Genomic DNA, 24,530 nt, shown 5'->3' on the forward strand with positions numbered 1-24,530 from the left:
GTCAGCGATGTGAGGGAGTGACCTGGGAATGACGCCCGGCAATAACGGCGAGAACACGCCGAGCGCGCCGCAGGGCGACGACGATCCGTTCGGCTACCTGTACGAGGACGGTCAGGCGGCCGGCGCGACCCCGCCCAGCGGTGGGGGCGGCTACGGGTACCCGGGGCCCCGGTCCTCGTACAACCAGGTCAGAGCGGTCGGTGACCGCCGCCCCGCGTACGGCCAGCAGACCTACGGCGGCCAGCAGGCGTACGGCCAGCAGGTCCCGCCCCAGGCACAGCAGCCCTACGGCCGGCCGAACGCCCACTACACCGCCCCCGAGGCGCAGCCCGGCGGCGCCCCCGTCACGCAGCACATGCAGCCGGCCAACGGCGGCGGGCGCGGGCGCGGCCCCAACACCAAGGGGCTGCTGATCGCCGCCATCGCCGTGGTGGCCGTGGTCGCCATAGGCATCGGCGCCGCGATGATCTTCGGACGCGGCGGCGACGACAAGGGCGGCGAGACGGAGGCGGGCGGCAAGCCGACGCAGGCGGAGTCCGTCAAGCCCAGCGAGAAGCCGAGCAAGAAGCCCGAGAAGCCGGTCGAGCTGCCGAAGACGGACGCGAAGGCCCTGAAGCTGGAGGGCGGCACGAGCACGGCGTCCGACATCGACGGCGCCAAGGCGTCGGGCGGGGTCTACGTGGCCGGGTTCGACAAGGTCGGCGCCCAGGTGACGTGGACGGTCAACGGCATCCCGAAGTCCGGCCCGTACAAGCTGTGGGTGAACTACGGCGTCCCCGGCAAGGACTCCAACGCCACGATCCTCGTCAACGGCAACAAGCAGACCCGTCCCCTGAACATGGAGAACTTCTCGCACGCCGAGGAAGGCGACTGGGAGAAGGGCTGGACGCACACCTGGGCGCTGGTCCAGCTCACCAAGGGCACCAACACGATCACGCTCACCTGCGCCCAGAGCGACCTGTGCGGGACGACCGGCGCGAACATCGACCAGATGTGGCTCATGAAGACGGGCTGAGCAGCCCCAGGAACCCCGCCACCGTCCCGGCCATCGCCTCGCGAGCCGGGGCGAGGTATTTCCGGGGGTCGACGCCCTTGTCGTGGGCGGCGAGGTACGCGCGTACCTCGCCCGTGAACGCCGTGTTGAGGGCCGTGCCCACGTTGATCTTCACCATGCCGGACGCGATGGCACGCCGGATGTCCGCGTCCGGTACGCCACTTGAGCCGTGCAGGACGAGGGGCACGGGCACGGCCGCCGCGAGGGAGCGGATCAACTCGTGGTCCAGGGACGCCGTGCGCTCCGTCATCGCGTGCGAGGAGCCGACGGCCACCGCGAGCGCGTCGACGCCGGTGTCGGCGACGTAGGCGGCCGCCTCCGCCGGGTCCGTGCGGACCCCGGGCGCGTGCGCGTCCAGCGGGGCCTCGCCCTCCTTGCCGCCCACCTCGCCGAGCTCCGCCTCGACCCAGATGCCGCGCCCGTGACCCCAGCGGACCGCGTCCGCCGTCGCCTTCACGTTCTCGCCGTACGGCAGCTTCGACGCGTCGAACATGACGGAACTGAAGCCCTCCGGGTGCGCGGAGCGCAGGAGTTCGACGTCCGTCACGTGGTCGAGGTGGAGGGCGAGGCGGGCCGTGGAGGCGCGGGCCACCGCCGCCGTCGCGGCCGCGATCGCGGAGAGCCGGCCGCCGTGGAACTTCACGGCGTTCTCGGAGATCTGCAGGATCGCGGGGGTTCCGGCCCGCTCGGCACCGAGCGCGATCGCCTCCGCGTGCTCCAGGGTGATGACGTTGAACGCGGCGACGCCGTGACCCGCGGCACGGGCCTCCGAGACGAGTTCTCCGGTGCTGACCAGTGGCACGTGCTCCCCAATTCCCAGGGCGCTGCGCCCCGTTGTGCGGTGCGGATGCGGTTCTGTGCTCAGGTGCGGTGGTTCACGCTGCCGTGGTCTGACCGGTGACCGTGACCCGGGGCAGCGTCTCTTCGTACGTGGCGGGGTCGAACTCGCCCGCCACCGGCGCCGCCACCGTCGCCGCCGACAGGGCCACGGCGCGGGCCAGGCGGTCCGGCCAGGGCAGTTTCTCGGCGAGCCCGGAGAGCAGCCCCGCGACCGCCGAGTCGCCGGCGCCGGTCGGGTTGCCGCGCACCCGCTTCGGGGGCCGGGCGCGCCAGCCGCCGTCCGGGGTGACCGCGAGGAGGCCGTCGGCGCCGAGCGAGGCGACGACGGCGTGCGCACCCCTGCGGCGGGCGTCACGGGTGGCCTGCGCGGGCTCGTGGGAGCCGGTCAGCTCGGCGAGCTCGTCGGCGTTGGGCTTGACGATGTCGGGGCGGGCGGCGACGCCGCGGCGCAGCGGCTCCCCGCTGGTGTCGAGCAGGACGGGGACGCGGGCGGCGCGCGCGGAACGTATGAGAAGGCCGTACGCCCCGACGGGGACGCCGGGCGGCAGGCTGCCGCAGAGGGCGACCGCGAGCAGGCCGTCGCGGTGCAGCAACGCGTCGTAGGAGTCCAGGAAAGCGGCCCATTCGGCGGGGGTGACGGCCGGGCCGGGCTCGTTGAGCTGGGTGGTGTCGCCGGTCGCCGCGTCGACCACGGCGAGGGTGCGGCGGGTGGTGCCCGCGACCGGGGCGAGCGCGTCGGTGACGCGGGGCTCGGCGGCGAGGCGCTCGCGCAGGGTGCGGCCGGTGTCGCCGCCAGCGAAGCCGGTGACGGTCACGTCGTGACCGAGGGCGGCGAGCACGCGGGCGACGTTCAGGCCCTTGCCGCCCGGGCGTTCGATGACCTCGGTGACGCGGTGCGTGGTGTGCGGGACGAGGGCGGGGACCCGGTAGGTGAGGTCGAGGGCGGCGTTCAGCGTGACGGTGAGGATCACCCGTACCACCCCCCGCAGTGCCCGTACGAACGCGCTCGCCGTTCGCCTCTTCCGGGTTCTGATCATGCCAAACAGAAGGCGGTTGGCCCAGAGGTGTGGGCCAACCGCCTTCCGTTGCGGGGCAGATCAGGGTGCGGGCAGATCAGGGAGCGACCACCCATTCGCCCTTGCGCATCACGCCCTTGAGGTCGAAGGACTCGTCCAGGACCACCAGGTCCGCGTCCTTGCCCGGCTCCAGGGAGCCCACCTTGTCGTCGAGGCCGAGGAGCCTGGCCGGGTTGGCGGAGATGGCGCGGACGGTGTCCTCGACGGACAGGCCGTCGACGGTCACCGAGCGCTTGAACGCGCGGTCCAGGGTGAGTGTGGAGCCCGCGATGGAGCCGCCCTCGGCGAGCCGCGCCACGCTGTCCTTCACCTCGACCTCCAGCGGGCCCAGCATGTACGTGCCGTCGCCGAAGCCCGCCGCGTCCATGGCGTCCGTGATGAGGGCGACCCGGGCGGCTCCCGCGTGGTGGAAGGCCAGCTCGAAGGCGGCCGGGTGCAGGTGGGTGCCGTCGTTGATCAGCTCGACGGTGATCCGCTCGTCCTCCAGGAGCGCGGCGATCGGGCCCGGGGCGCGGTGGCCGAGGCCCGGCATGGCGTTGAAGAGGTGCGTGGCGACGGTGGCGCCCGCGTCGATGGCCTCCACGGTCTGCTCGTACGTCGCGTCCGTGTGGCCGATGGCCGCGATCACGCCGTGCTCGGCGAGCAGCCGCACGGAGTCGATGCCGCCCGGCAGTTCGGTCGCCAGCGTGCACATCTTCGCCTGGCCGCGCGCCGCGTCGAGGAGCTTGCGCACGTCGGCGGGGTCGGGGTGGCGCAGCAGGCCCTCGCTGTGCGCGCCCTTGCGGCACGGCGAGATGAACGGCCCCTCGAAGTGGATGCCGGCGATGTCGCCCTGCTCGGCGAGCTCGGACAGCACGCCGGCCCGCTGGGCGAGGAAGTCCATCTCGCCGGTGACGGTCGAGGCGACGACGGTCGTGGTGCCGTGCAGCCGGTGGGTGTGGACGCCCTTGAGGACGTCCTCGACGGTGCCGGAGGTGAAGGAGGCGCCGCCGCCGCCGTGGTTGTGGATGTCGACGAAGCCGGGGACCACCCAGTGGCCGGTCAGGTCGACGGTCTCGGCGTCCGGGGCCGGGCTGCCCGCGATGCGGGTGCCGTCCACGATGACGCGGCCGTTGGTGAGGGTTCCGGTGGGCAGTACCACCTGGGCACCGGCGAGAACCTTGCTAGTGGCCATCAGGTGGTTACCTCCGTGGGGTGGGTTTCTGTGGTGAGCAGGTCCCAGGCCAGCAGGCCCGCGCCCAGGCAGCCCGCGGTGTCGCCGAGCGCGGCCGGGACGATCTCGGGGAGCGTCTGGAACTGGACGACGCGCGCCGCGACGGCCGCGCGGAGCGGTGCGAACAAGGTTTCCCCCGCCTCGGCCAGGCCGCCACCGATGATCAGGGTGTGCGGGTCCAGCAGAGTGAGGGCGGTGAGCAGGCCGTCGGCCAGCGCGTCGACGGCGTTCCGCCAGACCTCCTGGGCGCGGGGGTCGCCGGACTCCACGGCCTTCGCGCAGTCCGCGGCGTCCGCCTCCGGGTCGCCGCTCGCCGCGGCCCACGCCTCGGTGACCGCCGACGCGGACGCGAGACGCTCCAGGCAGCCGCGCTGGCCGCAGCCGCAGGGCGGGCCGCCCGGCCGTACGACGATGTGGCCGATCTCGCCGGCCGAGCCGTGGGCGCCGGGTTCGATGACGCTGCCGATGCCGATGGCGCCGGCGATGCCGGTCCCCAGGGGTACGAAGAGGAACCGGTCGGCGCCCTTCCCCGCTCCGATGCGGCCCTCGGCGAGGCCGCCCGTGCGGACGTCGTGGCCCAGGGCCACGGGGATGCCTTCCAGGCGGGCGCTGAGGAGGTCCCGCAGCGGGACGTCGTGCCAGCCGAGGTTGGCCGCGTACACCGCGATGCCGCGCTCGGCGTCGACGATGCCCGGCACGGCGACTCCCGCCGCCGCGGCGGGCTCCCCGAACCGCTCGACGCCGTGCGCGCGGAGGTCCGCGGCGAAGCCGAGGATGGACTCCACGACCGCGTCGGCGCCGCGCTCGCGGCCCGTGGGGCGGCGCGCCTCGTGCAGCAGGGTGCCGTCGGCCCCGACCAGGGCGGCCTTCATTCCGGTGCCGCCCACATCGAGGGCGATGACGTGTCTCACGGGGGACAGTCTCCCGCGTCGCCCCGGGAAAGGTCTAGTCCACCTCGAATCTGGCGTGGGCGATTCGTGAACGATGCTCGAACGATGCTCCTGTCATATGACCCCCGCACGTAAGCGAGCGGGTCAAGCCGCCCCGAATGCCGCCATGCGATAGGACGAATCCCTTTCCCGGCCGTGCGGGGTGCGCCAGGTCGAACGTTTGGAAGTGCAGTGCACATCCGTCTCGGACTTCCCCCACAGTCATACGGACTTCCCCCACAGTCATAGAGGTAGATCCATGCTGAGAACCCTCGGAGCCGGCTGTCGCCGATTCCTGACGCTCGGGTCGGTGCTCGCCGTCATGGCGTGCGTTTCCGCCGCCGCCTCCACGGGGCCGTCCCCGTCGCCGCGACCGGAACCCAAGGGCGCGTCCGAAAAGGACTTCCCGATGCGCATCGCCGCATACGTGGCCAACACCGGCTCCGGTGCGGTCTCGGCCTTCGACGTCCGGCTCGAGAAGCCCGTCGCCACCACGAGGACGGGCCGCGGACCGACCGGCGTGGGCGCGGCCCCCGACGGATCCCACGTGTACGTGGCGAACGGCCTGTCCGACTCCGTCACCTTCATCGAGACGGCGGGCCGCGAAGCCGTGGCGACCGTGCCGGTCGGGACCCGCCCGTTCTCAGCCTCCGCCAGCCACGACGGGCGCTGGGTGCTCGCCGCAAACTGGGGCAGCGGCAACGTCTCCGTCATCGACACGGCCAGCCGCAAGGTCCTCGCGACGCCCTCCGTCGGCGAACTCCCGCACAGCATCGCCCCCCTGCCCGACGGGAGCGCCTACGTCACCAACAGCGGCAGCAACAGCGTCACCGTCCTGTCCAAGGGGCACGAGCCCGTGGCCCACATCCCCGTGGGCGACTTTCCCAGCGGGATCACCGCCACGGCGAAGGGCGACCGGGTCTACGTCGCCGACACGGGTTCGGGACGCATCTCCGTCATCGACCCCGCCACCCGCAAGGTGACGGCCACCTGGGCGGTCGGCAAGGCCCCGCTCGGCCTCGGCGTCAGCCCCGACGGACGGCGGCTGTACGCCGCGGACTCCGGGGCCGACGTACTCCTGATCATCGACACCGCGACCGGCGGTGTCCTCGCCCGGGTGCCCGTGGGCAGGACACCGCAGGGCGTGGCGGTCAGCCCGGGCGGCAGCCGGGTCTGGGTCACCAATGAGGAGTCCGACACCGTCTCGGTGGTCGAGCCGGCGCTCACGAAGGTGCGGGCGACCCTGCGCACCGGTGACCAGCCCGAGGGCATCGCCATCACCCTCAGGTAGGTCACCCGGTCCACTAGCTCAGGATCACGCTCCGCGTGAGGTTGCGGGGGCGGTCCGGGTCGAAGCCGCGGGATTCGGCGAGGGCCACCGCAAGGCGCTGCGCGCGGACGAGGTCGGCGAGGGGGTCCGCCTCCTGGCGGGCCACCAGTTCGCCGCCGACCCGGGCCACGTCACCCGCGAGCCCCTCCGGCAGCGTGCCGAACATCCAGGCCACCCGGCCGGGACCGGTGATGGAGATCGGACCGTGGCGGTACTCCATCGCCGGGTACGACTCCGTCCAGGCGCCCGCCGCCTCCCGCATCTTCAGGGCGGCCTCCAGGGCGAGACCGTACGTCCAGCCGCGGCCCAGGAACGTCCACTGCTCGGCCCCGAGCACCGCCGCGGGCAGCGGCTCCGTCACCGCGAGCTCCGCGTCGACGGCCGCCTCGGCGACCGTCTTGAGGCCGGGAATGTGGCCGAGTCCTGCGCGCAGGAAGGCGAACGCCGTCGTCGCGAAGCGGGTCTGGACGACCGACTCCTCGTCCGCCCAGTCCAGGACCGCCACGGTGTCCGCCGCCTCCATGACGGGCGTCTTCGGGTCGGCCGTGAGGGCGAGCGTCGGGACCGTGCCCTTCAGGCGGGCCAGCAGGTCCAGGACCTCCGTCGTCGTGCCCGAGCGGGTGATCGCGACGACCCGGTCGTACGTCCGCCCGGCGGGGAACTCCGACGCCGCGAAGGCGTCCGTCTCGCCCAGACCGGCCGCCTCGCGCAGCGCCGCGTACGCGATGGCCATGAACCACGACGTCCCGCACCCGGTGACGGCGACCCGCTCACCCGGCTGCGGGAGCCCCTCGAAGCCGGCGGCCGCCTCCACCGCCCGGTGCCAGCAGGCGGGCTGGGTGGCTATCTCTGCTGCGGTACGCGACATGCGCCAGGACTCCTCGTCAGTGCGGTGCGGGACTGCTGCGGGACCCCGCCATGGTCATCGGCGGGACCGCCGTTGCACAAGTGATACGCGGGTGGTGTAGACCTTGTGTCCGGACTCGGGGGAAACTCGCAGTTCAAGCGGATAAGCGGATAAGCGGATTGTGGAAGCAATGAGGGTGGGACAGCTGTGCAGCGGCGCGTGACAGGACTGACCGCGGCGGTGGCCGCACTGGGCATGGCGGGCGTGCTCGCCGGCTGCGGCGGTCCGGGCGACTCCGGCGACGTCACCCTCAAGCTGGTGGCCGCCGACTACGGCGACTCCGCGGCGAACAGCTCCAAGAAGTACTGGGACAAGGTCGTCAAGGGCTTCGAGGCCGACAACCCCGGCATCAAGGTCGAGGTCACCGTCCACTCCTGGAACGACGTCGACCGCGAGGTCAAGGAGATGGTCAAGAAGGGCGAGGCCCCCGACCTGGCGCAGATCGGCGCGTACGCCGACTACGCCGCGCAGGGCAAGCTCTACGAGGCCGACGAGCTCCTCTCCATCGCCACGCAGGCCGATTTCCTCGCCCCGCTCTCGCAGGCCGGCGAGGTCAACCGCATCCAGTACGGCATGCCGTTCGCCTCCTCCACGCGTCTGCTCTTCTACAACACCAAGCTCTTCAAGGACGCCCACCTCACTCCGCCGGAGAGCTGGAGCGAGCTGCAGGCCGACGCGAAGGCGCTCAAGGCGCGCGGCGTGAAGATCCCGTACGCGCTGCCGCTGGGCCCCGAGGAGGCCCCCGCCGAGACGCTGATGTGGATGCTCAGCGGCGGCGGCGGTTACACCGACAACGTCGGCTCGTACGCCCTCGACTCCCCGCAGAACGCCAAGACGTTCGCCTGGCTCAGGGACGAGCTCGTCGGCAAGGGCCTGACCGGGCCGAAGCCGCCCGCCGAGCTGAACCGCGCCGAGGCGTTCGCGGCGTTCTCGCGCGGCGAGGTCGGCATGCTCAACGGCCACCCGACGCTGATGAAGATGGCCGCCAAGAAGGGCGTGAAGTTCGGCATGGTGCCGGCGCCCGGCGTCAACGGCAAGGCGCAGGCCACGATGGGCGTCGCCGACTGGATGATGGCGTTCAAGCAGAACGGCCACCGCAAGGAGGCCGGCAAGTTCCTCGACTACGTCTACAGCAAGAAGAACGTGCTCGAGTTCTCGAACGAGTACGACATCCTGCCCGTGACGACCTCCGCCTCCCAGGCGATGGCGCAGGACCGCGGCCACACCGCGCTCGGCAAGTTCCTCAAGGAGCTCCCCACCTCGGAGCTCTACCCGGTCGGCAAGACGTCCTGGGCGCAGGTCTCGGCGGACATCAAGAAGGACATCGGCAAGACCGTCGGCGAGGGCGGCAACCCGAAGTCGGTGCTCGGCCGGATCCAGACGCGGGCGATGACCGCGGAGAACGCGGAGTAGCGTGGCGGGCATGACCGATCAGGAGCCGGATGGCCTCTCTGAGCGGGACCGCGCGGTGCTGGCCCTCGAACGGCGGCCGTGGCCGGGCCCGGGCGCCAAGGAGCGCGCCATCCGCGAGGAGCTCGGCATGGTGCCGGTGCGCTACTACCAGGTCCTGAACGCCCTCCTCGACGACACGAGGGCCCTCGCCCACGACCCGATTACGGTCAATCGGCTGCGCCGGGTGCGGGAGTCCCGGCGCGACGAGCGCTGACGCGGCTAAGGTCGGGCCCATGGGTGACACTACGTACTCGCTGTCGGACCTGCCCGAACCCCCCGGCCTGCCCGAGCCCGTGACGCCCGCGGGGCGCGACGGCCTCGCCGCGTTCCTCGCCCGGCCCGAACGGGCCGTGGTGGCGCTCGACTTCGACGGGACGCTCGCCCCGATCGTGCCCGATCCCGAGCAGGCGCGCGCCCACCCGGACGCCGTGCCCGTACTCGCGGCGCTGGCGCCCCGGCTGCGGTCGGTGGCGGTCGTCACGGGCCGCCCGGCGGGCGTCGCCGTCCGCTACGGCGGCTTCGCGGGCGTGAGCGGCCTCGAGCACCTCGTCGTCCTCGGGCACTACGGCGCCGAGCGCTGGGACGCCGTCACCGGCACGGTCCGCGCCGCCGAGCCGCACCCCGGGGTCGCGGCCGTGCGCGCCGAGCTGCCCGGCTTCCTGGACGGGATCGGCGCCTGGCGCGGCTCGTGGATAGAGGAGAAGGGGCGCGCCGTCGCCGTGCACACGCGCCGGGCGCAGGACCCGCAGGCGGCCTTCGAGGCGCTGCGTGAGCCGCTGGCCGAGCTGGCGCACCGGCACGGCCTGATCGTCGAGCCGGGCCGGCTCGTCCTTGAGCTGCGGCCGCCCGGCATGGACAAGGGCGTGGCCCTCGCCGAGTACCTGCGGGAGGTGGGCGCCGAGTCCGTCCTCTACGCGGGCGACGACCTCGGCGACCTGCCCGCCTTCGGCGCCGTGGAGAAGCTCCGCTCGGACGGTGTCGCGGGTCTGCTCGTGTGCAGCGGCAGCTCGGAGGTCGCGGAGCTGGCCGGGCGGGCCGACCTGGTGGTGGACGGCCCGCAGGGTGTCGTACGGCTGCTGTCGGCGATCGGCGCGCGGCTGTCCTAGGCGTTAGCCGGTCAGGGCCCGCAGCTGGTCCAGGAACCACTGCGCGGGCGGCAGTGCCGTCGCCGCCGCCGCGAGGCGCTTGGTGCGCTCGGCGCGCTCCTCCGGCGGCATCAGGAGGGCCGTGTGCAGAGCCTCCGCAGTGGCCATCACGTCGAAGGGGTTCACGGAGAGCGCGTCCTCGCCGAGCTCTTCGTGGGCGCCCGCCTCCCGCGAAAGGACCAGCGCGCAGCCCTCGTCGGAGACGACGGGCACCTCCTTCGCGACGAGGTTCATGCCGTCGCGGATGGGGTTGACCAGGGCCACGTCCGCCATGCGGTAGGCCGCGAGGGAGCGCGCGAAGTCGTCCTTGACGTGCAGGACGACCGGGGTCCAGCCGTCCGTCCCGTACGTGGAGTTGATCTCCTCGGCGACGCGGGAGACCTCCGCGGTGTAGTCGCGGTAGACCGCCAGGTCCTGCCGGGACGGGTAGGCGAAGGCGACGTGGACGACGCGCTCGCGCCACTCGGGGTGGGTGTCGAGCAGCTCGCGGTAGGCGTGCAGGCCCCGCACGATGTTCTTGGACAGCTCCGTCCGGTCCACCCGGACGATCAGCTTCCGGTCCTCGCCGTCCTGGCTGCCCGCCTGCTCCCGCAGCGCCCGCATCCGCTCCTCGACGTCCTCGCGCCGCGACCGCTCCCGCAGGAAGTCGGCGTCGGCGCCGAGCCCGTGCACCCCGATCCGGGTGCCCGTCGTCCCGCCGACGACCCGCACACAGCACTCGGTGAACGCGTCCGCCCACCGCCCGGTGAGGAACCCGAGCCGGTCGGCGCCGAGCATCCCGCGCAACAGCTGCTCCGCCACGTCGTCCGGCAGCATCCGGAAGTAGTCGGCGGGCGCCCACGGGGTGTGCGAGAAGTGGCCGATGCGCAGATCCTCGCGGAGCTCCCGCAGCATGCCCGGCACCAGCGCCAGGTGGTAGTCCTGCACCAGCACGGCCGCCCCAGGACCCGCCTCCTCGGCGAGCGCCTCGGCGAACGCCCGGTTGTACGTCTCGTACGCCGCCCACTGTGCGCGGAACTCCGGCCCGAAGACCGGCTCCAACGGCGTCTGGTACAGCAGGTGGTGGACGAACCACAGCACCGAGTTCGCGATGCCGTTGTACGCGGCCGCGTGGACGTCCGCGTCGATGTCCAGCATCCGTACGCCGGGCTCCCCGACGCCGCGCCGCACCGCCTCGCGGTCGCCGTCGCCGAGCGCCGCGCACACCCACAGGGCGTCCGCCTCGTCGCCGATGGCGCTGAGTCCGGAGACCAGGCCGCCGCCGCCACGCTTGGCGGTCAGCTCCCCGTCCTCTCCGACGGTGTACGAGACGGGGCCGCGGTTGGACGCGACGAGTACTTGCGCTGTTGACGAACCGTGCTCGGAGACCATGTGGCAAAACGTAGCCCGGTTCGGGGCCGGGCAAACGTGCGACCGGACCCCGCCCGTCCGGACGGTCACGCCACGCGGCGGTGCGCGTACTCCGCGATGCCGCTCATCGGCGGCCGCTCCTCCGTGTCGACCGCGTACGTCCGCGGCACGAACCCGTGCTCGCCGCGCTCGAACTGCGTGAGCTCGGGGCGTACGAGATGCCCGCGCGCGAGCCGCAGCTGCGCGGTCCGGTAGATCGCCGCCGCCATCCGTCCGAGCGCCTGCCCGTCCTGGTGCCGGTGCTTGCGCACCCCCACGTCGACCTGGGCCAGCGCGTCCAGGCCCACCGTGTGCAGCGCGTCGACGAGCAGGCCGAGCTCCACGCCGTATCCGACGGGGAACGGCAGCCGCTCCAGGAGGGACCTGCGGGCCGCGTACTCGCCGCCCAGCGGCTGCACGAACCCCGCCAGCTGCGGCCAGTGCATGTTCAGGAGCGGCCGCGCCATCAGCTCCGTCACCCGGCCGCCCTGCCCGGCCGCCGCGCCGAGCGGCCGGTCGTACATCGCCTTCACGAAGGCCACGTCCGGGTCGGTGAGCAGCGGGCCCACTATCCCCGAGACGAAGTCCGCGGAGAACTCCTTCAGGTCGGCGTCGACGAACGCGACGATGTCACCGCTCGTCACGAGCAGCGAGCGCCACAGCACCTCGCCCTTGCCGGGCACCGCCGGAACGCGCGGCAGGATCTCGTCGCGGCGGACGACCTTGGCGCCCGCCGCCGCGGCGACCTCCGCCGTCCGGTCCGTGGAGCCGGAGTCGACCACCACGAGCTCGTCGACCAGCGGCACCTTCTCCATCAGCTCGCGGCGGATCTCGGCGACTATCTCGCCGACCGTCCCCTCCTCGTCGAGCGCGGGCAGCACGACGCTCACCGAGGCGCCGCAGGCGCGCTTGGCGTCGGTCAGCCGGTCCTGCGGCCGGTCGGCGACGGACCAGGAACGCCTGCTGAGCCAGCGTTCGACCTCTTCCAGCACGCTCGCGGTCCTCCCATATGTGATCCATCTCGCGGTTCGGACGACTATCTCAAGGGTCCAGGGCTTCGGTTACAGTCTTGAACAACGCCGGGGACCATCGCATGCCGGGGTCACCGTCGCGTTGAGACGAACAACTGAAACCCATAATCGAAAACCGCTCATCCAGAGGGGCAGAGGGAAACGGCCCGTTGAAGCCCCGGCAACCCTCCCGCCGACCGCGAGGTCACGGTGGGGAAGGTGCCAATTCCGTCTCGCGGCGAGATGCGTCGCGAGGAAGATGAGGAGAAAGGGCCTCGCCTCCATGGCTGTGCAGACTGTCGCCACCGAAAGCACCACCCCTTCCGTCGACCTCGGACCCGCCTCCGGCCTCTCGTGCCGTGAGTGCGGCACCAAGTTCCCGCTCGGCCCGATCTTCGCCTGCGCCGAGTGTTTCGGCCCCCTCGAAGTCGCGTACGACCTGCCGCTCGGCGACCCGGAAGCCCTCCGCAAGCAGATCGAGGCCGGCCCCGCCAACATCTGGCGCTACGCCCCGCTGCTGCCCGTCCCCGCCGACGTGGCCGACAAGCCGAACCTGAACCCCGGCTGGACCCAGCTCGTCAAGGCCGACAACCTCGCCCGCGAACTCGGCGCCCAGCAGGGCAAGCTGTTCGTCAAGGACGACTCCGGCAACCCCACGCACTCCTTCAAGGACCGCGTCGTCGCGCAGGCCCTCGAAGCGGCCCGCGCCTTCGGGTTCACCACTCTGTCGTGCTCCTCCACCGGCAACCTCGCGGGTGCCGTCGGCGCCGCCGCCGCCCGCGCCGGCTTCCGTTCCTGCGTGTTCATCCCGCACGACCTGGAGCAGGGCAAGGTCGTCATGGCCGCGGTCTACGGCGGCGAACTCGTCGGCATCGAGGGCAACTACGACGACGTGAACCGCTTCTGCTCCGAGCTCATCGGCGACCCGCTGGGCGAGGGCTGGGGCTTCGTCAACGTCAACCTGCGGCCGTACTACGGCGAGGGCTCCAAGACCCTCGCGTACGAGATCTGCGAGCAGCTGGGGTGGGTCCTGCCGGACCAGCTCGTCATCCCGATCGCCTCCGGATCGCAGCTCACGAAGATCGACAAGGGGCTCAAGGAGCTCATCGCGCTCGGCCTCGTCGAGGACAAGCCGTACAAGATCTTCGGTGCGCAGGCCGAGGGATGTTCGCCGGTGTCCGCCGCCTTCAAGGCCGGCCACGACGTCGTACGCCCCCAGAAGCCGAACACCATCGCCAAGTCGCTCGCCATCGGCAACCCCGCCGACGGGCCGTACGTGCTCGACATCGCGCGGCGTACGGGTGGGGCGGTGGAGGACGTCAACGACGAGCAGGTCGTCGAGGCGATCAAGATTCTCGCCCGCACGGAAGGGATCTTCGCGGAGACCGCGGGCGGGGTGACGGTGGGTGTCACGAAGAAGCTTTTCGAGGCGGGGCTCCTCGACCCGGCCCTCACCACGGTTGTCCTGAACACCGGGGACGGCCTCAAGACGCTTGACGCTGTCGCTGAGACTTCGCAGGCCACGGCGACGATCAAGCCCAGCCTTTCGGCGTTCCGTGCCGCGGGGCTCGCCGACTAGTCGCCGTAGGGCCCGCGGTCCGCTGTCGGCCGCGGGTCGTGGTCCGTCCTCGCGCAGTTCCCCGCGCCCCTTACGGGGCCCGTACCTCCTGAGGTGAATCCATGAGCGTCAACGTCCGTATCCCCACCATTCTGCGCACCTACACCAGTGGCAAGGCCGAGGTCGCTGCCGAGGGGGCGAATCTGGGTGAGGTCATCGCCGACCTGGAGAAGAACCACGCCGGGATCGCCGCCCGTGTCCTGGACGACCAGGGCAAGCTGCGCCGCTTCGTCAACGTGTACGTGAACGACGACGACGTCCGTTTCGAGCAGGGCCTCGAGACGGCCACGCCGGACGGCGCCGGCGTCTCGATCATTCCCGCCGTCGCGGGTGGCTGACCATTCCGCAAGTACCCTGCGTTATGTGAATTGCCCCCTCCGCGAGAGAAACGGAGGGGGCAATTCTGCATGGTTGAGCGCGGTACAGTTGGGAAGCGTGCTTCGCCGTTAGTGCCGAGTGCATATACGAAGTCGGCCCGGAGCCGACAAGAAGTAGCCAAAGCGCACAGCCCATTTGCTCCTCATGTGGCTTTTGCCTGGCCCGACTTGCCCTGAATTCCGGCGAATTCTCCGCATATTACCGATCGCGCGTGCCCAGAATTCTCGTCCGATTGACCTGTTGCAGACGGCAGTTGGACAGATACATTCAGCGGCGGTCGACGCGTTCCGGCGCACACCCCCAATCAGTGGGGGGTGAGGTCTGACCCGGGTCCGCGAAGTGCGGTCCTGTGCAAGGGCCAGTAATAGGGGAGTTAGGCATGGCTCAGGGCACCGTCAAGTGGTTCAACGCGGAGAAGGGGTACGGCTTCATCGCGGTCGACGGTGGTGCGGATGTTTTCGTCCACTACAGCGCGATCCAGATGGACGGCTACCGCACCCTTGAAGAAGGTCAGCGAGTCGAGTTCGAGATCTCGCAGGGCCAGAAGGGTCCGCAGGCGGACATGGTCAAGCTCGCCGTCTAGCTCGGCGCGATCGACCACCGAAGCAAGCATCGCGAGGGGCTCGTATCCCACCAGGGGTACGGGCCCCTCGTGTGCGTCCGTGCTTGCGTCCATGCTTCCGCGCGCGGGGTGGATCTGGCGGGAGCACCTTGCACTCGTGGGGGTCGAGTGCTAATCATTGGGCTTAGCACTCTCCGAGTGAGAGTGACAGAACTTGGATCGGGTCGGTGAGGTCCGCAGGCCGCGTGGGGCAAGGAACCACACGGCAAGCAGTCCGTCCGTCGCGGGCACCAGCACGGTCCGTTTGCTTTTCCACCCCGTCCGGGAGGACCACTTCACATGGCCAAGATCATCGCGTTCGACGAGGAGGCACGGCGCGGCCTCGAGCGCGGCATGAACCAGCTCGCCGACGCCGTCAAGGTGACCCTGGGCCCCAAGGGTCGCAACGTCGTCCTCGAGAAGAAGTGGGGCGCCCCCACGATCACCAACGATGGTGTCTCCATCGCCAAGGAGATCGAGCTCGAGGACCCGTACGAGAAGATCGGCGCCGAGCTGGTCAAGGAGGTCGCGAAGAAGACGGACGACGTCGCCGGTGACGGCACGACGACCGCGACCGTCCTGGCCCAGGCCCTGGTGCGCGAGGGTCTGCGCAACGTGGCCGCCGGTGCCAACCCGATGGCCCTGAAGCGCGGCATCGAGAAGGCCGTCGAGGCTGTCTCCGGCGCCCTGCTCGAGCAGGCGAAGGATGTCGAGACCAAGGAGCAGATCGCTTCGACGGCCTCCATCTCCGCCGCCGACACGCAGATCGGCGAGCTCATCGCCGAGGCGATGGACAAGGTCGGCAAGGAAGGCGTCATCACCGTCGAGGAGTCCCAGACCTTCGGTCTGGAGCTGGAGCTCACCGAGGGTATGCGCTTCGACAAGGGCTACATCTCGGCGTACTTCGCCACCGACATGGAGCGTATGGAGGCGTCGCTCGACGACCCGTACATCCTGATCGTCAACTCCAAGATCTCGAACGTGAAGGACCTCCTTCCGCTCCTCGAGAAGGTCATGCAGTCCGGCAAGCCGCTGCTGATCATCGCCGAGGACGTCGAGGGCGAGGCCCTGTCGACCCTGGTCGTCAACAAGATCCGTGGCACCTTCAAGTCCGTCGCCGTCAAGGCCCCGGGCTTCGGTGACCGCCGCAAGGCCATGCTCGGCGACATCGCCATCCTCACCGGTGGCACCGTCATCTCCGAGGAGGTCGGCCTCAAGCTGGAGAACGCCGGTCTCGACCTGCTCGGCCGCGCCCGCAAGGTCGTCATCACCAAGGACGAGACGACCATCGTCGACGGCGCCGGTGACAGCGACCAGGTCCAGGGCCGCGTCAACCAGATCCGCGCCGAGATCGAGAACAGCGACTCGGACTACGACCGCGAGAAGCTCCAGGAGCGCCTGGCGAAGCTCGCGGGCGGCGTGGCCGTCATCAAGGCCGGTGCCGCGACCGAGGTCGAGCTCAAGGAGCGCAAGCACCGCATCGAGGACGCCGTTCGCAACGCGAAGGCGGCCGTCGAAGAGGGCATCGTCGCCGGCGGTGGCGTCGCTCTCCTCCAGGCCTCCCAGGTCTTCGAGAAGCTGGAGCTCGAGGGCGACGAGGCCACCGGTGCCGCCGCTGTGAAGCTGGCCCTCGAGGCCCCGCTGAAGCAGATCGCCGTCAACGCCGGCCTCGAGGGCGGTGTCGTCGTCGAGAAGGTGCGCAACCTGACCGTCGGCCACGGCCTGAACGCCGCGACCGGTGAGTACGTCGACATGATCGCCGAGGGAATCCTCGACCCGGCGAAGGTCACGCGCTCTGCCCTGCAGAACGCCGCGTCCATCGCCGCGCTGTTCCTCACCACCGAGGCCGTCATCGCCGACAAGCCGGAGAAGGCGGGCGCTGCCCCGGCCGGCGGCGGCATGCCGGGCGGTGACATGGACTTCTGATCGACCTCTGGTTGATCACTGTCCTCACGTACCGAGGGCGGCACCCCTTCTCAGGAAGGGGTGCCGCCCTCGGGCGTTTCCCGGGTTCCCGGTTTTTCCGGTTCCTGGATTACGGCAGTCGGTCCATGATCCAGTTGCAGAGTTCCTCGGTCACGAGCGTGTGGCCCTCGTTCTGGGAGGCGCAGAGGAATTCGTCCAGTTCGCTCTCCTCCTCGGCGGCGGCCGTGACCGGCGCGTACAGCTTCTCGTGGGTGTCGATGTCGCGCAGGGCGATCGCGCTGACCGTCGGTACGAAGCAGTGCTCGCGGAAGTCCGCCTCGGAGCCGAGGCCGATCAGTGCGGGGATCTTGTTCAGTTCGTCGGCGAGGATGCCGAAGCCCTCCAGGGTGCCGCCCGGGGCGCTGTCGATCTCGGGCAGGCCCGTGGTGCGGATGCGCGGCCTGCGCAGGGTCACCACCCGCAGCTGGGCGACGAGTTGGTCCTCGCCCGCCGACTGCGTGTACAGGTGGGTGCCGGTGATGGCGAGGCCCTTGCCGTGGAAGGCCTGCTCGCCGGCCGGGATGCCGTTGCTCTCACCGATGCGGGAGCCGTTGGCCACGCCGATCTTCTTCGGCCGCGAGGGCCACCGGCCCACCCGGTCCAGCTCGGCGAGGAAGGTGCCGCGCTCCTTGTCCGTCTCGGGGGTGTCGCCCCACTCACTGATGTGCTGCCACAGCAGCTGGCGGGCGGCCGGACTGTTCATCTGGTTCGAGAACGCCGCGTTGAGGCGCCGGATGTAGTGCGCGAACGACTGGAGCGCGATGGGGATCCAGGCGCCGCGGTGCGGGCTGTCGTACGAGAAGTACAGCGCCGTCTGGTGGTCGTTCTCGCCCGTCCCGCCGTCGTGCTCCATCTTCGCGAGCGCGTACCGCGTGACGAGGCCGCCCATGCTGAAGCCGCCGACCGTCAGCGGGTGTTCGCCGTTGCGCCGCGCGATCGTCTCCAGGATCGCGGCCCTCGCGACCTCGGCGTTCTCCAGGATCGAGGCACTCCGCTCGTCGAAGCCGAGCAGGATGACGTCGTAGCCGCGCTGCCGCAGCGCGCTGAGGAACGGGTACGGGCCGCGCTCCAGGATCTCCCACGAGAAGTCCAGCTCGCTCGGCCCGCTGTTGAATCCGTCGCCGAGGATGACGGGCCGCGTCAGGCCCTTCGCCGGGTCGGCGAGGTAGACCCAGGCGGTGCCGCCGGGGAGCGCCCACTCGTCGTTGGGCTGCGGCGCGGCGGCGGGGGCTTCGCGGGCCTCGCGGGGGCCCGGGGCCAGGGTGATGCGCGCGGCCGACCCGATCGCCTCGGCGACCTCCCGCTCGTCCATCTCCTGAAGGTCGGGCTGGGTCGGCTGGTCGGGTTCGTTGCTCTTGGTCATGAAGGGTCCCCTCCGGTCGTGCCGATGCGGTGACGTCCGGTGCCATCTTTGGTACGTCGGGTAGTCGCCGACACCCGGTCGCGGCAATCCGCGCGGGGGGCGGGGCCCTTTCGGACAGGGGAGTCCGGCCGTGTACGCGTGTGACGCGTGGGGTCGAGTGTCTTGGCCTGGGGGTACGGGGGGCTGTCGGCGCCGCACCCTCGCGGGGCGGCGGCGCGTCGGCCAACTCGGGGCGGGTCGGCTTCTGCTCGGGGGCGGCAACTCTGTCGCGAAGCCGACCAGCTGGCCGGGGGGGGAGACTTTGGTGGGCCTGCGCCTTTGATGGTCGCCGGGGCCGCCCGGTTTTTAGCGGAGTGTGGCGGTTCCGGGCCGCCAGTAAAGGGCGCTCCTGCGTCGCGTCGGCTGCGCCGATTCCGCTTCGCTCCACCCTTGACTGCCGTCCCTCCACCGCACGCAGACTTTGACCCGGACGGCCAGGGGTGGGGCGACGGACTCCTCTGCTCGGGTCATCCCCTTTCACTGCCGGGTGCGGACCGGCTCAACGTGAGTCCCCGTCACCGTCGAGGCACCGCCCCCGGCTTCGCCGCTCGGGTCATCCCCTCTCGCTGCCGGGTGCGGCCCGGCCCATCGTGGGCGGATGCCACGTTCACGGCTCGGCCCGCCACGCGGCCTCGCCGCTCGGGTCATCGGCTCTCGCGGCCGCGTGCGGCCCGGCCCATCGTCGGCGGGAGCCACGGTGAGGGCTCGGCCAGCCGCCCGGCTTCTCCGCTCGGGTCATCGGCTCGCGCTGCCGCGTGCGGACCGGCCTAACATGAGCGCCCGCTACGGTCGAGGCGCCGCCCCGGCTTCTCCGCTCGGGTCGTCAGCTCTCGCCGCCGAGTGCAGACCGGTGGCCCATCATGGGTGTGGGTGTGGGTGTGGGTGTGGGTGTGGGGCGTGTTCGGGGCTCGGTCTCCCGCGTGCTCTTGCTTTCCCGTGCTCCCGCGTGGCCGCCCCGGTCGGGGACCTACTTTGGGAAAGTTGCGAATCAGGTCGGCGCGCGCCCCCCTGCCACGCCCCGTGCGCCTGCCGCGAATGCCCATCCGGGGGTGGGAATCGGCCGGCGGCTGGGCCCTCGCCGTCGGCAGCGGGCGCGGCCTGCCCGCCCACGGCCTGCCGCGCCTGTCGCGCATGCCCGCCCGGCGCGGGAATGGGGCATAGCGGGCCCGCATGCCGGGGGCGTATTGGTGTCGTGAGGGGGGCGCGCGGCGCACGCATTCGCAACTTTCCCAAAGTAGGTGCCGCCGAGCGGCGAAGCCGGGGCCGCTGGTCGAGCCCTCACCGTGGCGCGTGCCCACGATGGGCCGCTCTGCATGCGGCAGCGAGAGCCGATGACCCGAGCGGAGAAGCCGGGGCGACGCCTTGACTGTGACGGGGACTCGCGTTGGACCGGTCCGCACCCGGCCGCGAGAGCCGATGGCCCGAGCGGAGAAGCCGGGCCAGCCCCGACCGGGATGCCCGTCCACGTTGGGCCGGTCCGCACCGGGCAGCGCGCGCGGGTGACCCGAGCGGGGAGACCGTTCGTATGCCTGACCGGTTGACGGAGCGCGGGGCGTGGCAGGGGGGGCGCGCGCCGATCCGGTTCACTACTTTTCCAAAGTAGGTCCCCGACCGGAGCCCCCACGCCGAAGGCCGAAGGCCGAAGACCATGCCCCGAGCGTGGCGCGGCACACGATGAACCGGTCCGCGCACGGCGGCGAGAGCCGGTGGCCCGAGCGGCAGAGCCGGGGCCTGGCCGCGCCGAGAACGTGGCATCCGCCCACGATGGGCCGGTCCGCACTCGGCAGCGAGAGCCGATGACCCGGGCTGAGAGGCCGGGTGGGTGGCCGAGCCCAGACCGTGGCGGGCACCCACGATGGGCCGGGTCGCAGGCGGCGGCGAGAGGTGATGACCCGAGCGGCGAAGCCGGGGGCGAGGCCTCGACGGTGACGGGGACTCACGTTGGGCCGGTCCGCACCCGGCAGTGAAAGGGGATGACCCGAGCAGGGAACCCCGAAGCCCCCACCCCTGGCCGTCCGGGTCGAAGTCTGCGTGCGGTGGAGGGGCGGCAGTCAAGGGTGGAGCGGAGCGGAATCGGCGCAGCCGACGCGACGCAGGAGCGCCCTTTACTGGCGGCCCGGAGGCGCCACACTCCGCTAAAAACCGGGCGGCCCCGGTGACCATCAAAGACGCAGGCCCACCGAAGTTCCCGCAGCCCGAACACGGAGCGTTGTTGGGACGCCTGCACTTTTCAGGTTGCCCGCAGTTGGACACTCTGGGTGATGGAGGAACAACACTCCGTGTGAAAGGTGGAGGTCATGGCGCTGACGGCGGAGGAACGGGTGCGGGCGGCGGAGGAAGCCGTACGGCAGTTGAAGGCGGGGCTCGCGGAGGTGGGGGTCACGTTGCCGTCGCTGCGGATCGATCCGCTGACCGCGGCGTCCGAGGGAACGTTGCCTCTGGTCGAGCTGGGGCGCTGCAACCTGGACACCGCGCTGCGGCTGGCCGCCGTACTGGAGGAGGCGCGGTGAACGGGGAGGATCCCCGGGCGTCGGCGTCGGCGACGGGGACGCAGCGCCGCTTACAGGCTGCGGTACACGTCGCGGCGGTCGCCGACGTGGACGACGAGGATGATCAGGACATCGTTCTGGATCTCGTAGACGATGCGGAAGCTGCCGACGCGGAGCCGGTACAGGCCGTCGTGCCCGGTGAGCTTCTTGATGTCGGCGTCGACGTGGTGGGGGTCGTCGCCGAGCGCGGTGAGGGCGGTGAGAATACGCATGGCCTGTTGGCGGTCGATGGACCGGAGTTGGCGCTGGGCGTGTGTGGTGAAGCGGAAGGCGTACTTCACGCGGCGTCGTCCGCGGTGGCCGTACCGCTGTTCTTGCCATCGCCCTCAAAAAGGTCCGCAAGAAGTTCTGCCATGCCGACGGTGGGGTCGTCACGGTGCCGCTCGGCCTCGCGTGCCGCGAGTTCGTCGGCCGCCTCGTCGAGTGCGTCCAGAACCTCTATGGGCACCAGAGCGGCTACGCGCCTGCCCTTGCGTGTCAGTACGGTCACCTCGCCCGCCTCGGCCTTGTCGACGACCTCGGCGAGGTGGGCGCGGGCTTCCCGGATGGTGACGCTCTCGCTCATGGCCCAAGTGTACGCGCCTGTGTGTACACCTGCGAGGAACATCTGGGGCTAGTCCGTGGTGCGGGAGTTGTCGAGGGCCGTGCGGAGGTGGCCGGCGGAGGCGGTGAGCAGGGTGGCGGCGGTGGGGCCGTCGACGCGGCCGAGGATCGTGAGGATGGCGTTCTTCACCTCTCCGTCCGTGGCGGCGAGCGCGGCCTCGATCTCGTCGTCGGAGGCACCGGTGGCGAGGGCGACGATGCGGCGGGAGCGGGCCCGCAACTTCTCGTTGGACGCGCGGACGTCGACCATCAGGTTCCCGTACGTCTTGCCGAGGCGGATCATCGTGATCGTCGACAGCATGTTGAGGACGAGCTTCTGGGCCGTGCCGGCCTTGAGGCGGGTCGAGCCGGTGAGAAGTTCGGGGCCGACGACGACCTCGATGCCGTGGTCGGCGGCGGCGGCGAGCGCGCTGTTCGCGTTGCAGGAGAGGCCGATGGTGAGCGCGCCGTAGCGGGCGCGGGCGTGCTCGACGGCGCCGATCGCGTACGGGGTGCGGCCGGAGGCGGAGATGCCGACGACGACGTCGTCCTCGGTGAGGTTCAGCCCTTCCAGGTCGTCGGCGGCCAGCTCCTTGCTGTCCTCCGCGCCCTCGACCGCCTTGACCATGGCGTCCGGGCCGCCCGCGATGAGACCGACGACCTCCGACGGGTCGGTGTTGAACGTGGGCGGGCACTCGGACGCGTCGAGGACCCCGAGCCGTCCCGCGGTGCCCGCGCCCGCGTAGACCAGCCGGCCACCGCGGGCCATGCGCTCGGCGGTGCCGTCGATGGCGGCGGCGATCGCGGGGAGCTGCTCGGCGACGGCCGCGGGGACGGTGGCGTCCTCACCGTTCATGATGGCCGCGATCTCCGCGGTGGGCAGCCGGTCGATGTCGGAGAGCTCGGGCCGGAACGCCTCGGTGGTGAGGGTGGCGAGCTGGGCGCGGAGCTCTCCGTAGTCGTCACCGCGTTTGTGCTGGTGGTGGTGGGGGGCGCCCGCGGAGTCGGGCGCGTTGGCGGTGGAGGTCATGGCGGCTGCGGCTCTTTCGTGTCCGGTGCGGGGGGTTGGCGGGGAGCAGGGGGGCGTCAGCGGTTGGTGCCGCGCGGGCTGTGGCGGTGGGCCAGTGCCTCGTAGGACGCGGCGAGTGCGGGCGCCGCCGTCTCGTACGTACGCTGCGCGACACCCACGAACAGACAGTCCACCACAAGGAGTTGACTCGTGCGGGAGGACATCGCGGCCGGGCGCAGTTCGCTCTCGCGGGCCGTGGAGGTGGTCAGTATGTGATCGGCGTACTGGGAGACGGCCGCGCCGGGCCGCCCGGTGATCGCGATCGTCGTCGCGCCGTGCTCGAAGGCGACGCGGAGGGGTTCGATCACGTCGCCGGTCGAACCGGAGTGGGTGATCGCGATGGCGACGTCCTTCGCGCGGAGCGTCACCGCGTTGGTGACGGCCAGGTGCGGGTCGGAGTGCGCGTGCGCGATGTGCCCGATGCGGAGCAGTTTCTGGGCGAGGTCCTGGGCGACGAGGCCGGAGGCGGCGACGCCGTAGATCTCCGCGCGGCGGGCGGTGGCGAGCGCGGCGACGGCGGCTCCGAGCTGCACGGTGTCGAGTCCGGCGGCGGTGTCGGCGAGGGTCTGCTGCTCGTCGTACGCGAGCTTCGCCACGACGTCCGCGATGGGGTCGTCGACGGCGATGTCCGCGGTGACGGCGGGCGCGCGCCCCGACTGCTGCTGGGCGGCGAGGCCGGCGAGGGCGAGGCGCAGGTCCCGGTAGCCGGGGTAGCCGAGGAGGCGGGCGGTGCGGACGACGGTCGCCTCGCTCGTGCCGGTGAGCTCGGCGAGGCCGGTGACCGTGAGGGCGGCGCATCCGGCGGGGTCGCCCGCGACGGCCTCGGCGACCCGCTGCATGGAGCGGGTCATCGACGGCGCCAGGGTGCGCACCTTGGCCGCGAGGGCGGCGGGGGCGGGCGGCGCGGCGTCCGCGAAAATTTCCTTCACGTCATGGGTCACATTTGAAAGGTATTTTCGGGCGGGGCCCCGGTCAAGGCCCGGTGGGTCCCGGGCGTCCCGCCGGTTCTCCGGTCCGGTGCGGGTGGGGTGACAATGGCTGCATGGACGCGATCGACCCCTTGGAGCAGGCGTTGCACGCCGCTCGCGCACTGGTCCTCGCCGACCTCGTCGCCCGCGAGGTGGCCGAGGCCGAGGTCGTCTCGATGGTCGAGGAGTCGGTGACGCACCGGCGCTGGTGGGTCGAGCAGTGGCCCGAGGGGGTCGAGTACGTCGCGGGGCTCGTCGCCCAGGACGTCCAGGACGCGCTCCTGGAACGGTACGGGCGGTGGCCGCTCTGCCCCGTGTGCGAGACGGGCGAGCCCCACGCGCTGGACGTGGAGCCGGAGTTGGGGCCCGACCCGCACTGGGTGTGCGGCAAGGCGGGCGTGGTCGTGGCGCCGGTGGGCGGTCTGACATGAGCGTCTATATAGACCCGCCGACGTGGCCGGGGCACGGCCGCATGTGGTCCCACCTGGTCAGCGACGTCTCGTACGAGGAGCTGCACGCGTTCGCGGCACGCATCGGCTGCCCGCCGCGCGCCTTCGAGCGCGACCACTACGACGTACCCGCGGAACGGTACGAGGACGCGGTGCGGGCGGGCGCGGTGGAGGTCGGCTCCAAGGAACTGGTGCGGAGGCTCACGGGAGCCGGGCTGCGGAGACCGAAGGGGCGGCCGGCGTAGGGCTCCGCGGGCCTTCGGCCCAGGGCTCCGTGCGCCTAGGGTCAGGCGCATGATCACCGTTCATCTGAAATACGAGATCGACCCCGACCGCATCGCCGACTTCGAGGAGTACGGCCGCCGCTGGGTCGTCCTGGTCAACCGCTTCGGCGGCACCCACCACGGCTACTTCCTGCCCAGTGAGGGCGACAGCGACATCGCGTACGCCCTCTTCTCCTTCCCGAGCCTCGCCGCGTACGAGCAGTACCGCACCGACAGCGCGACGGACCCCGAGTGCCAGGCGGCCTTCGAGCTGGCGCGCCGGACGCGGTGCATCCGGCGGTACGAGCGGCGGTTCCTGCGGCCCCTGGAGTGAGGACGCG

General features: G+C 71.5%; 25 protein-coding genes and 1 riboswitch. Of the genes, 13 read left to right on the top strand and 12 right to left on the bottom strand.

Translation table 11 applies throughout. The annotated features are described in order from the left end of the window. Positions 1-28 precede the first annotated feature (28 nt). On the top strand, positions 29-1,015 hold the full coding sequence (locus ACI2L3_RS08175) for a carbohydrate-binding protein (RefSeq protein ID WP_404751490.1): 987 nt from the start codon (positions 29-31) through the stop codon (positions 1,013-1,015). On the opposite strand, the gene ACI2L3_RS08180 is transcribed toward ACI2L3_RS08175, so the two are convergent. The 4 genes from ACI2L3_RS08180 to ACI2L3_RS08195 all read right to left on the bottom strand — a co-directional run bounded on the left by ACI2L3_RS08180 (position 999) and on the right by ACI2L3_RS08195 (position 5,094). Further along, on the bottom strand, positions 999-1,856 hold the full coding sequence (locus ACI2L3_RS08180) for a ketose-bisphosphate aldolase (protein ID WP_404751491.1): 858 nt from the start codon (positions 1,854-1,856) through the stop codon (positions 999-1,001). The two genes, ACI2L3_RS08175 and ACI2L3_RS08180, sit on opposite strands and share 17 nt — an antisense overlap. A gap of 73 nt (positions 1,857-1,929) precedes the next feature. Then, complete coding sequence (locus tag ACI2L3_RS08185) at positions 1,930-2,865, bottom strand: 1-phosphofructokinase family hexose kinase (protein ID WP_404751492.1); 936 nt, start codon at positions 2,863-2,865, stop codon at positions 1,930-1,932. Positions 2,866-3,007: 142 nt separating this feature from the next. Further along, positions 3,008-4,144, bottom strand: coding sequence for an N-acetylglucosamine-6-phosphate deacetylase (nagA, locus tag ACI2L3_RS08190; RefSeq protein WP_404751493.1), 1,137 nt, complete (start codon positions 4,142-4,144; stop codon positions 3,008-3,010). Then, positions 4,144-5,094 carry an ROK family protein gene (locus ACI2L3_RS08195; RefSeq protein ID WP_404751494.1) on the bottom strand — a complete coding sequence of 317 codons (951 nt, stop codon included), beginning with the start codon at positions 5,092-5,094 and terminating at the stop codon, positions 4,144-4,146. Before ACI2L3_RS08195 ends, nagA begins: the two co-directional genes overlap by 1 nt. A gap of 427 nt (positions 5,095-5,521) precedes the next feature. Between ACI2L3_RS08195 and ACI2L3_RS08200 the strand changes: the two genes are divergently transcribed. Next, the gene (locus ACI2L3_RS08200) at positions 5,522-6,403 is read left to right on the top strand and encodes a beta-propeller fold lactonase family protein (protein WP_404751495.1); all 882 of its coding nucleotides are present in this window, start codon (positions 5,522-5,524) and stop codon (positions 6,401-6,403) included. 13 nt (positions 6,404-6,416) lie between these two features. On the opposite strand, the gene ACI2L3_RS08205 is transcribed toward ACI2L3_RS08200, so the two are convergent. Then, on the bottom strand, positions 6,417-7,310 hold the full coding sequence (locus tag ACI2L3_RS08205) for an SIS domain-containing protein (protein ID WP_404751496.1): 894 nt from the start codon (positions 7,308-7,310) through the stop codon (positions 6,417-6,419). A 234-nt stretch (positions 7,311-7,544) separates the two neighbouring features. Between ACI2L3_RS08205 and ACI2L3_RS08210 the strand changes: the two genes are divergently transcribed. The 3 genes from ACI2L3_RS08210 to otsB are packed head-to-tail and all read left to right on the top strand — an operon-like array spanning position 7,545 to position 9,907. After that, positions 7,545-8,762, top strand: a complete 1,218-nt coding sequence (locus ACI2L3_RS08210; RefSeq protein ID WP_404751916.1) for an ABC transporter substrate-binding protein — start codon at positions 7,545-7,547, stop codon at positions 8,760-8,762. 10 nt (positions 8,763-8,772) lie between these two features. After that, on the top strand, positions 8,773-9,015 hold the full coding sequence (locus tag ACI2L3_RS08215) for a DUF3263 domain-containing protein (protein ID WP_404751497.1): 243 nt from the start codon (positions 8,773-8,775) through the stop codon (positions 9,013-9,015). 19 nt (positions 9,016-9,034) lie between these two features. After that, positions 9,035-9,907 (top strand): trehalose-phosphatase, encoded by an 873-nt coding sequence (gene otsB / locus ACI2L3_RS08220; RefSeq protein WP_404751498.1) that lies wholly within the window; start codon positions 9,035-9,037, stop codon positions 9,905-9,907. A 3-nt stretch (positions 9,908-9,910) separates the two neighbouring features. Here otsB and ACI2L3_RS08225 read toward each other — a convergent pair whose 3' ends face one another. Both ACI2L3_RS08225 and ACI2L3_RS08230 read right to left on the bottom strand, forming a co-directional pair. Then, positions 9,911-11,317 (bottom strand): trehalose-6-phosphate synthase, encoded by a 1,407-nt coding sequence (locus tag ACI2L3_RS08225; RefSeq protein WP_404751499.1) that lies wholly within the window; start codon positions 11,315-11,317, stop codon positions 9,911-9,913. 65 nt (positions 11,318-11,382) lie between these two features. Beyond that, positions 11,383-12,327: a glucosyl-3-phosphoglycerate synthase gene (locus tag ACI2L3_RS08230; protein WP_404751500.1), complete on the bottom strand. Its 945-nt coding sequence runs from the start codon at positions 12,325-12,327 to the stop codon at positions 11,383-11,385. Positions 12,328-12,482: 155 nt separating this feature from the next. Next, positions 12,483-12,611, top strand: a riboswitch (SAM riboswitch). Here ACI2L3_RS08230 and thrC point away from each other — a divergent pair. The 4 genes from thrC to groL all read left to right on the top strand — a co-directional run bounded on the left by thrC (position 12,605) and on the right by groL (position 16,868). Then, positions 12,605-13,924: a threonine synthase gene (gene thrC, locus ACI2L3_RS08235; RefSeq protein ID WP_404751501.1), complete on the top strand. Its 1,320-nt coding sequence runs from the start codon at positions 12,605-12,607 to the stop codon at positions 13,922-13,924. It overlaps the preceding riboswitch by 7 nt. A 101-nt stretch (positions 13,925-14,025) precedes the next feature. Continuing rightward, a complete protein-coding gene (locus tag ACI2L3_RS08240; protein WP_404751502.1) occupies positions 14,026-14,301 on the top strand; it encodes a MoaD/ThiS family protein in 276 nt (91 codons plus the stop codon). Positions 14,302-14,720: 419 nt separating this feature from the next. Continuing rightward, positions 14,721-14,924 (top strand): cold-shock protein, encoded by a 204-nt coding sequence (locus ACI2L3_RS08245; RefSeq protein WP_005315736.1) that lies wholly within the window; start codon positions 14,721-14,723, stop codon positions 14,922-14,924. A 318-nt stretch (positions 14,925-15,242) separates the two neighbouring features. After that, complete coding sequence (groL, locus tag ACI2L3_RS08250) at positions 15,243-16,868, top strand: chaperonin GroEL (RefSeq protein WP_062776541.1); 1,626 nt, start codon at positions 15,243-15,245, stop codon at positions 16,866-16,868. 109 nt (positions 16,869-16,977) lie between these two features. Here the strand turns inward: groL and ACI2L3_RS08255 are convergent, their stop codons facing one another. Beyond that, positions 16,978-18,270, bottom strand: a complete 1,293-nt coding sequence (locus tag ACI2L3_RS08255) for an esterase/lipase family protein (RefSeq protein WP_404751503.1) — start codon at positions 18,268-18,270, stop codon at positions 16,978-16,980. Between the two features lie 2,336 nt (positions 18,271-20,606). On the opposite strand from ACI2L3_RS08255, the gene ACI2L3_RS08260 reads away from it, so the two are divergent. After that, on the top strand, positions 20,607-20,819 hold the full coding sequence (locus ACI2L3_RS08260) for a hypothetical protein (RefSeq protein WP_404751504.1): 213 nt from the start codon (positions 20,607-20,609) through the stop codon (positions 20,817-20,819). A gap of 50 nt (positions 20,820-20,869) precedes the next feature. Here the strand turns inward: ACI2L3_RS08260 and ACI2L3_RS08265 are convergent, their stop codons facing one another. From ACI2L3_RS08265 to ACI2L3_RS08280, 4 genes are read right to left on the bottom strand one after another with little or no spacing between them, the layout of a single operon-like run. After that, positions 20,870-21,139: a type II toxin-antitoxin system RelE/ParE family toxin gene (locus ACI2L3_RS08265; RefSeq protein ID WP_404751505.1), complete on the bottom strand. Its 270-nt coding sequence runs from the start codon at positions 21,137-21,139 to the stop codon at positions 20,870-20,872. Further along, positions 21,136-21,423 carry a type II toxin-antitoxin system Phd/YefM family antitoxin gene (locus tag ACI2L3_RS08270; protein WP_404751506.1) on the bottom strand — a complete coding sequence of 96 codons (288 nt, stop codon included), beginning with the start codon at positions 21,421-21,423 and terminating at the stop codon, positions 21,136-21,138. Before ACI2L3_RS08270 ends, ACI2L3_RS08265 begins: the two co-directional genes overlap by 4 nt. A gap of 48 nt (positions 21,424-21,471) precedes the next feature. Then, positions 21,472-22,470, bottom strand: coding sequence for an N-acetylmuramic acid 6-phosphate etherase (gene murQ / locus ACI2L3_RS08275; protein WP_404751507.1), 999 nt, complete (start codon positions 22,468-22,470; stop codon positions 21,472-21,474). Positions 22,471-22,526: 56 nt separating this feature from the next. Continuing rightward, the gene (locus tag ACI2L3_RS08280) at positions 22,527-23,450 is read right to left on the bottom strand and encodes a MurR/RpiR family transcriptional regulator (protein ID WP_404751508.1); all 924 of its coding nucleotides are present in this window, start codon (positions 23,448-23,450) and stop codon (positions 22,527-22,529) included. Between the two features lie 101 nt (positions 23,451-23,551). Here ACI2L3_RS08280 and ACI2L3_RS08285 point away from each other — a divergent pair, with 101 nt between their 5' ends. From ACI2L3_RS08285 to ACI2L3_RS08295, 3 genes are read left to right on the top strand one after another with little or no spacing between them, the layout of a single operon-like run. After that, the gene (locus ACI2L3_RS08285) at positions 23,552-23,908 is read left to right on the top strand and encodes a hypothetical protein (protein WP_404751509.1); all 357 of its coding nucleotides are present in this window, start codon (positions 23,552-23,554) and stop codon (positions 23,906-23,908) included. Next, on the top strand, positions 23,905-24,171 hold the full coding sequence (locus ACI2L3_RS08290; RefSeq protein WP_404751510.1) for a DUF4031 domain-containing protein: 267 nt from the start codon (positions 23,905-23,907) through the stop codon (positions 24,169-24,171). The genes ACI2L3_RS08285 and ACI2L3_RS08290 overlap by 4 nt, the downstream gene beginning before the upstream one ends. 49 nt (positions 24,172-24,220) lie before the next feature. Beyond that, positions 24,221-24,523 carry an NIPSNAP family protein gene (locus tag ACI2L3_RS08295; protein ID WP_404751511.1) on the top strand — a complete coding sequence of 101 codons (303 nt, stop codon included), beginning with the start codon at positions 24,221-24,223 and terminating at the stop codon, positions 24,521-24,523. Positions 24,524-24,530 lie beyond the last annotated feature (7 nt).

It is taken from the genome of Streptomyces sp. NPDC029674 (genome assembly GCF_044903205.1).
Classification (GTDB): Bacteria; Actinomycetota; Actinomycetes; order Streptomycetales; family Streptomycetaceae; genus Streptomyces.

Excerpts from the sequence above, each read along its gene's own strand:
- ACI2L3_RS08200 (WP_404751495.1), top strand. The coding sequence starts at position 5,522 with ATGCGCATCGCCGCATACGTGGCCAACACCGGCTCCGGTGCGGTCTCG.
- ACI2L3_RS08270 (WP_404751506.1), bottom strand. The coding sequence starts at position 21,423 with ATGAGCGAGAGCGTCACCATCCGGGAAGCCCGCGCCCACCTCGCCGAG.
- ACI2L3_RS08285 (WP_404751509.1), top strand. The coding sequence starts at position 23,552 with ATGGACGCGATCGACCCCTTGGAGCAGGCGTTGCACGCCGCTCGCGCA.
- ACI2L3_RS08215 (WP_404751497.1), top strand. The coding sequence starts at position 8,773 with ATGACCGATCAGGAGCCGGATGGCCTCTCTGAGCGGGACCGCGCGGTG.
- ACI2L3_RS08210 (WP_404751916.1), top strand. The coding sequence starts at position 7,545 with ATGGCGGGCGTGCTCGCCGGCTGCGGCGGTCCGGGCGACTCCGGCGAC.
- ACI2L3_RS08295 (WP_404751511.1), top strand. The coding sequence starts at position 24,221 with ATGATCACCGTTCATCTGAAATACGAGATCGACCCCGACCGCATCGCC.
- otsB (WP_404751498.1), top strand. The coding sequence starts at position 9,035 with ATGGGTGACACTACGTACTCGCTGTCGGACCTGCCCGAACCCCCCGGC.
- ACI2L3_RS08245 (WP_005315736.1), top strand. The coding sequence starts at position 14,721 with ATGGCTCAGGGCACCGTCAAGTGGTTCAACGCGGAGAAGGGGTACGGC.
- ACI2L3_RS08225 (WP_404751499.1), bottom strand. The coding sequence starts at position 11,317 with ATGGTCTCCGAGCACGGTTCGTCAACAGCGCAAGTACTCGTCGCGTCC.
- groL (WP_062776541.1), top strand. The coding sequence starts at position 15,243 with ATGGCCAAGATCATCGCGTTCGACGAGGAGGCACGGCGCGGCCTCGAG.
- ACI2L3_RS08255 (WP_404751503.1), bottom strand. The coding sequence starts at position 18,270 with ATGACCAAGAGCAACGAACCCGACCAGCCGACCCAGCCCGACCTTCAG.
- thrC (WP_404751501.1), top strand. The coding sequence starts at position 12,605 with ATGAGGAGAAAGGGCCTCGCCTCCATGGCTGTGCAGACTGTCGCCACC.
- ACI2L3_RS08260 (WP_404751504.1), top strand. The coding sequence starts at position 20,607 with ATGGCGCTGACGGCGGAGGAACGGGTGCGGGCGGCGGAGGAAGCCGTA.
- ACI2L3_RS08175 (WP_404751490.1), top strand. The coding sequence starts at position 29 with ATGACGCCCGGCAATAACGGCGAGAACACGCCGAGCGCGCCGCAGGGC.
- nagA (WP_404751493.1), bottom strand. The coding sequence starts at position 4,144 with ATGGCCACTAGCAAGGTTCTCGCCGGTGCCCAGGTGGTACTGCCCACC.
- murQ (WP_404751507.1), bottom strand. The coding sequence starts at position 22,470 with ATGACCTCCACCGCCAACGCGCCCGACTCCGCGGGCGCCCCCCACCAC.
- ACI2L3_RS08240 (WP_404751502.1), top strand. The coding sequence starts at position 14,026 with ATGAGCGTCAACGTCCGTATCCCCACCATTCTGCGCACCTACACCAGT.
- ACI2L3_RS08205 (WP_404751496.1), bottom strand. The coding sequence starts at position 7,310 with ATGTCGCGTACCGCAGCAGAGATAGCCACCCAGCCCGCCTGCTGGCAC.
- ACI2L3_RS08290 (WP_404751510.1), top strand. The coding sequence starts at position 23,905 with ATGAGCGTCTATATAGACCCGCCGACGTGGCCGGGGCACGGCCGCATG.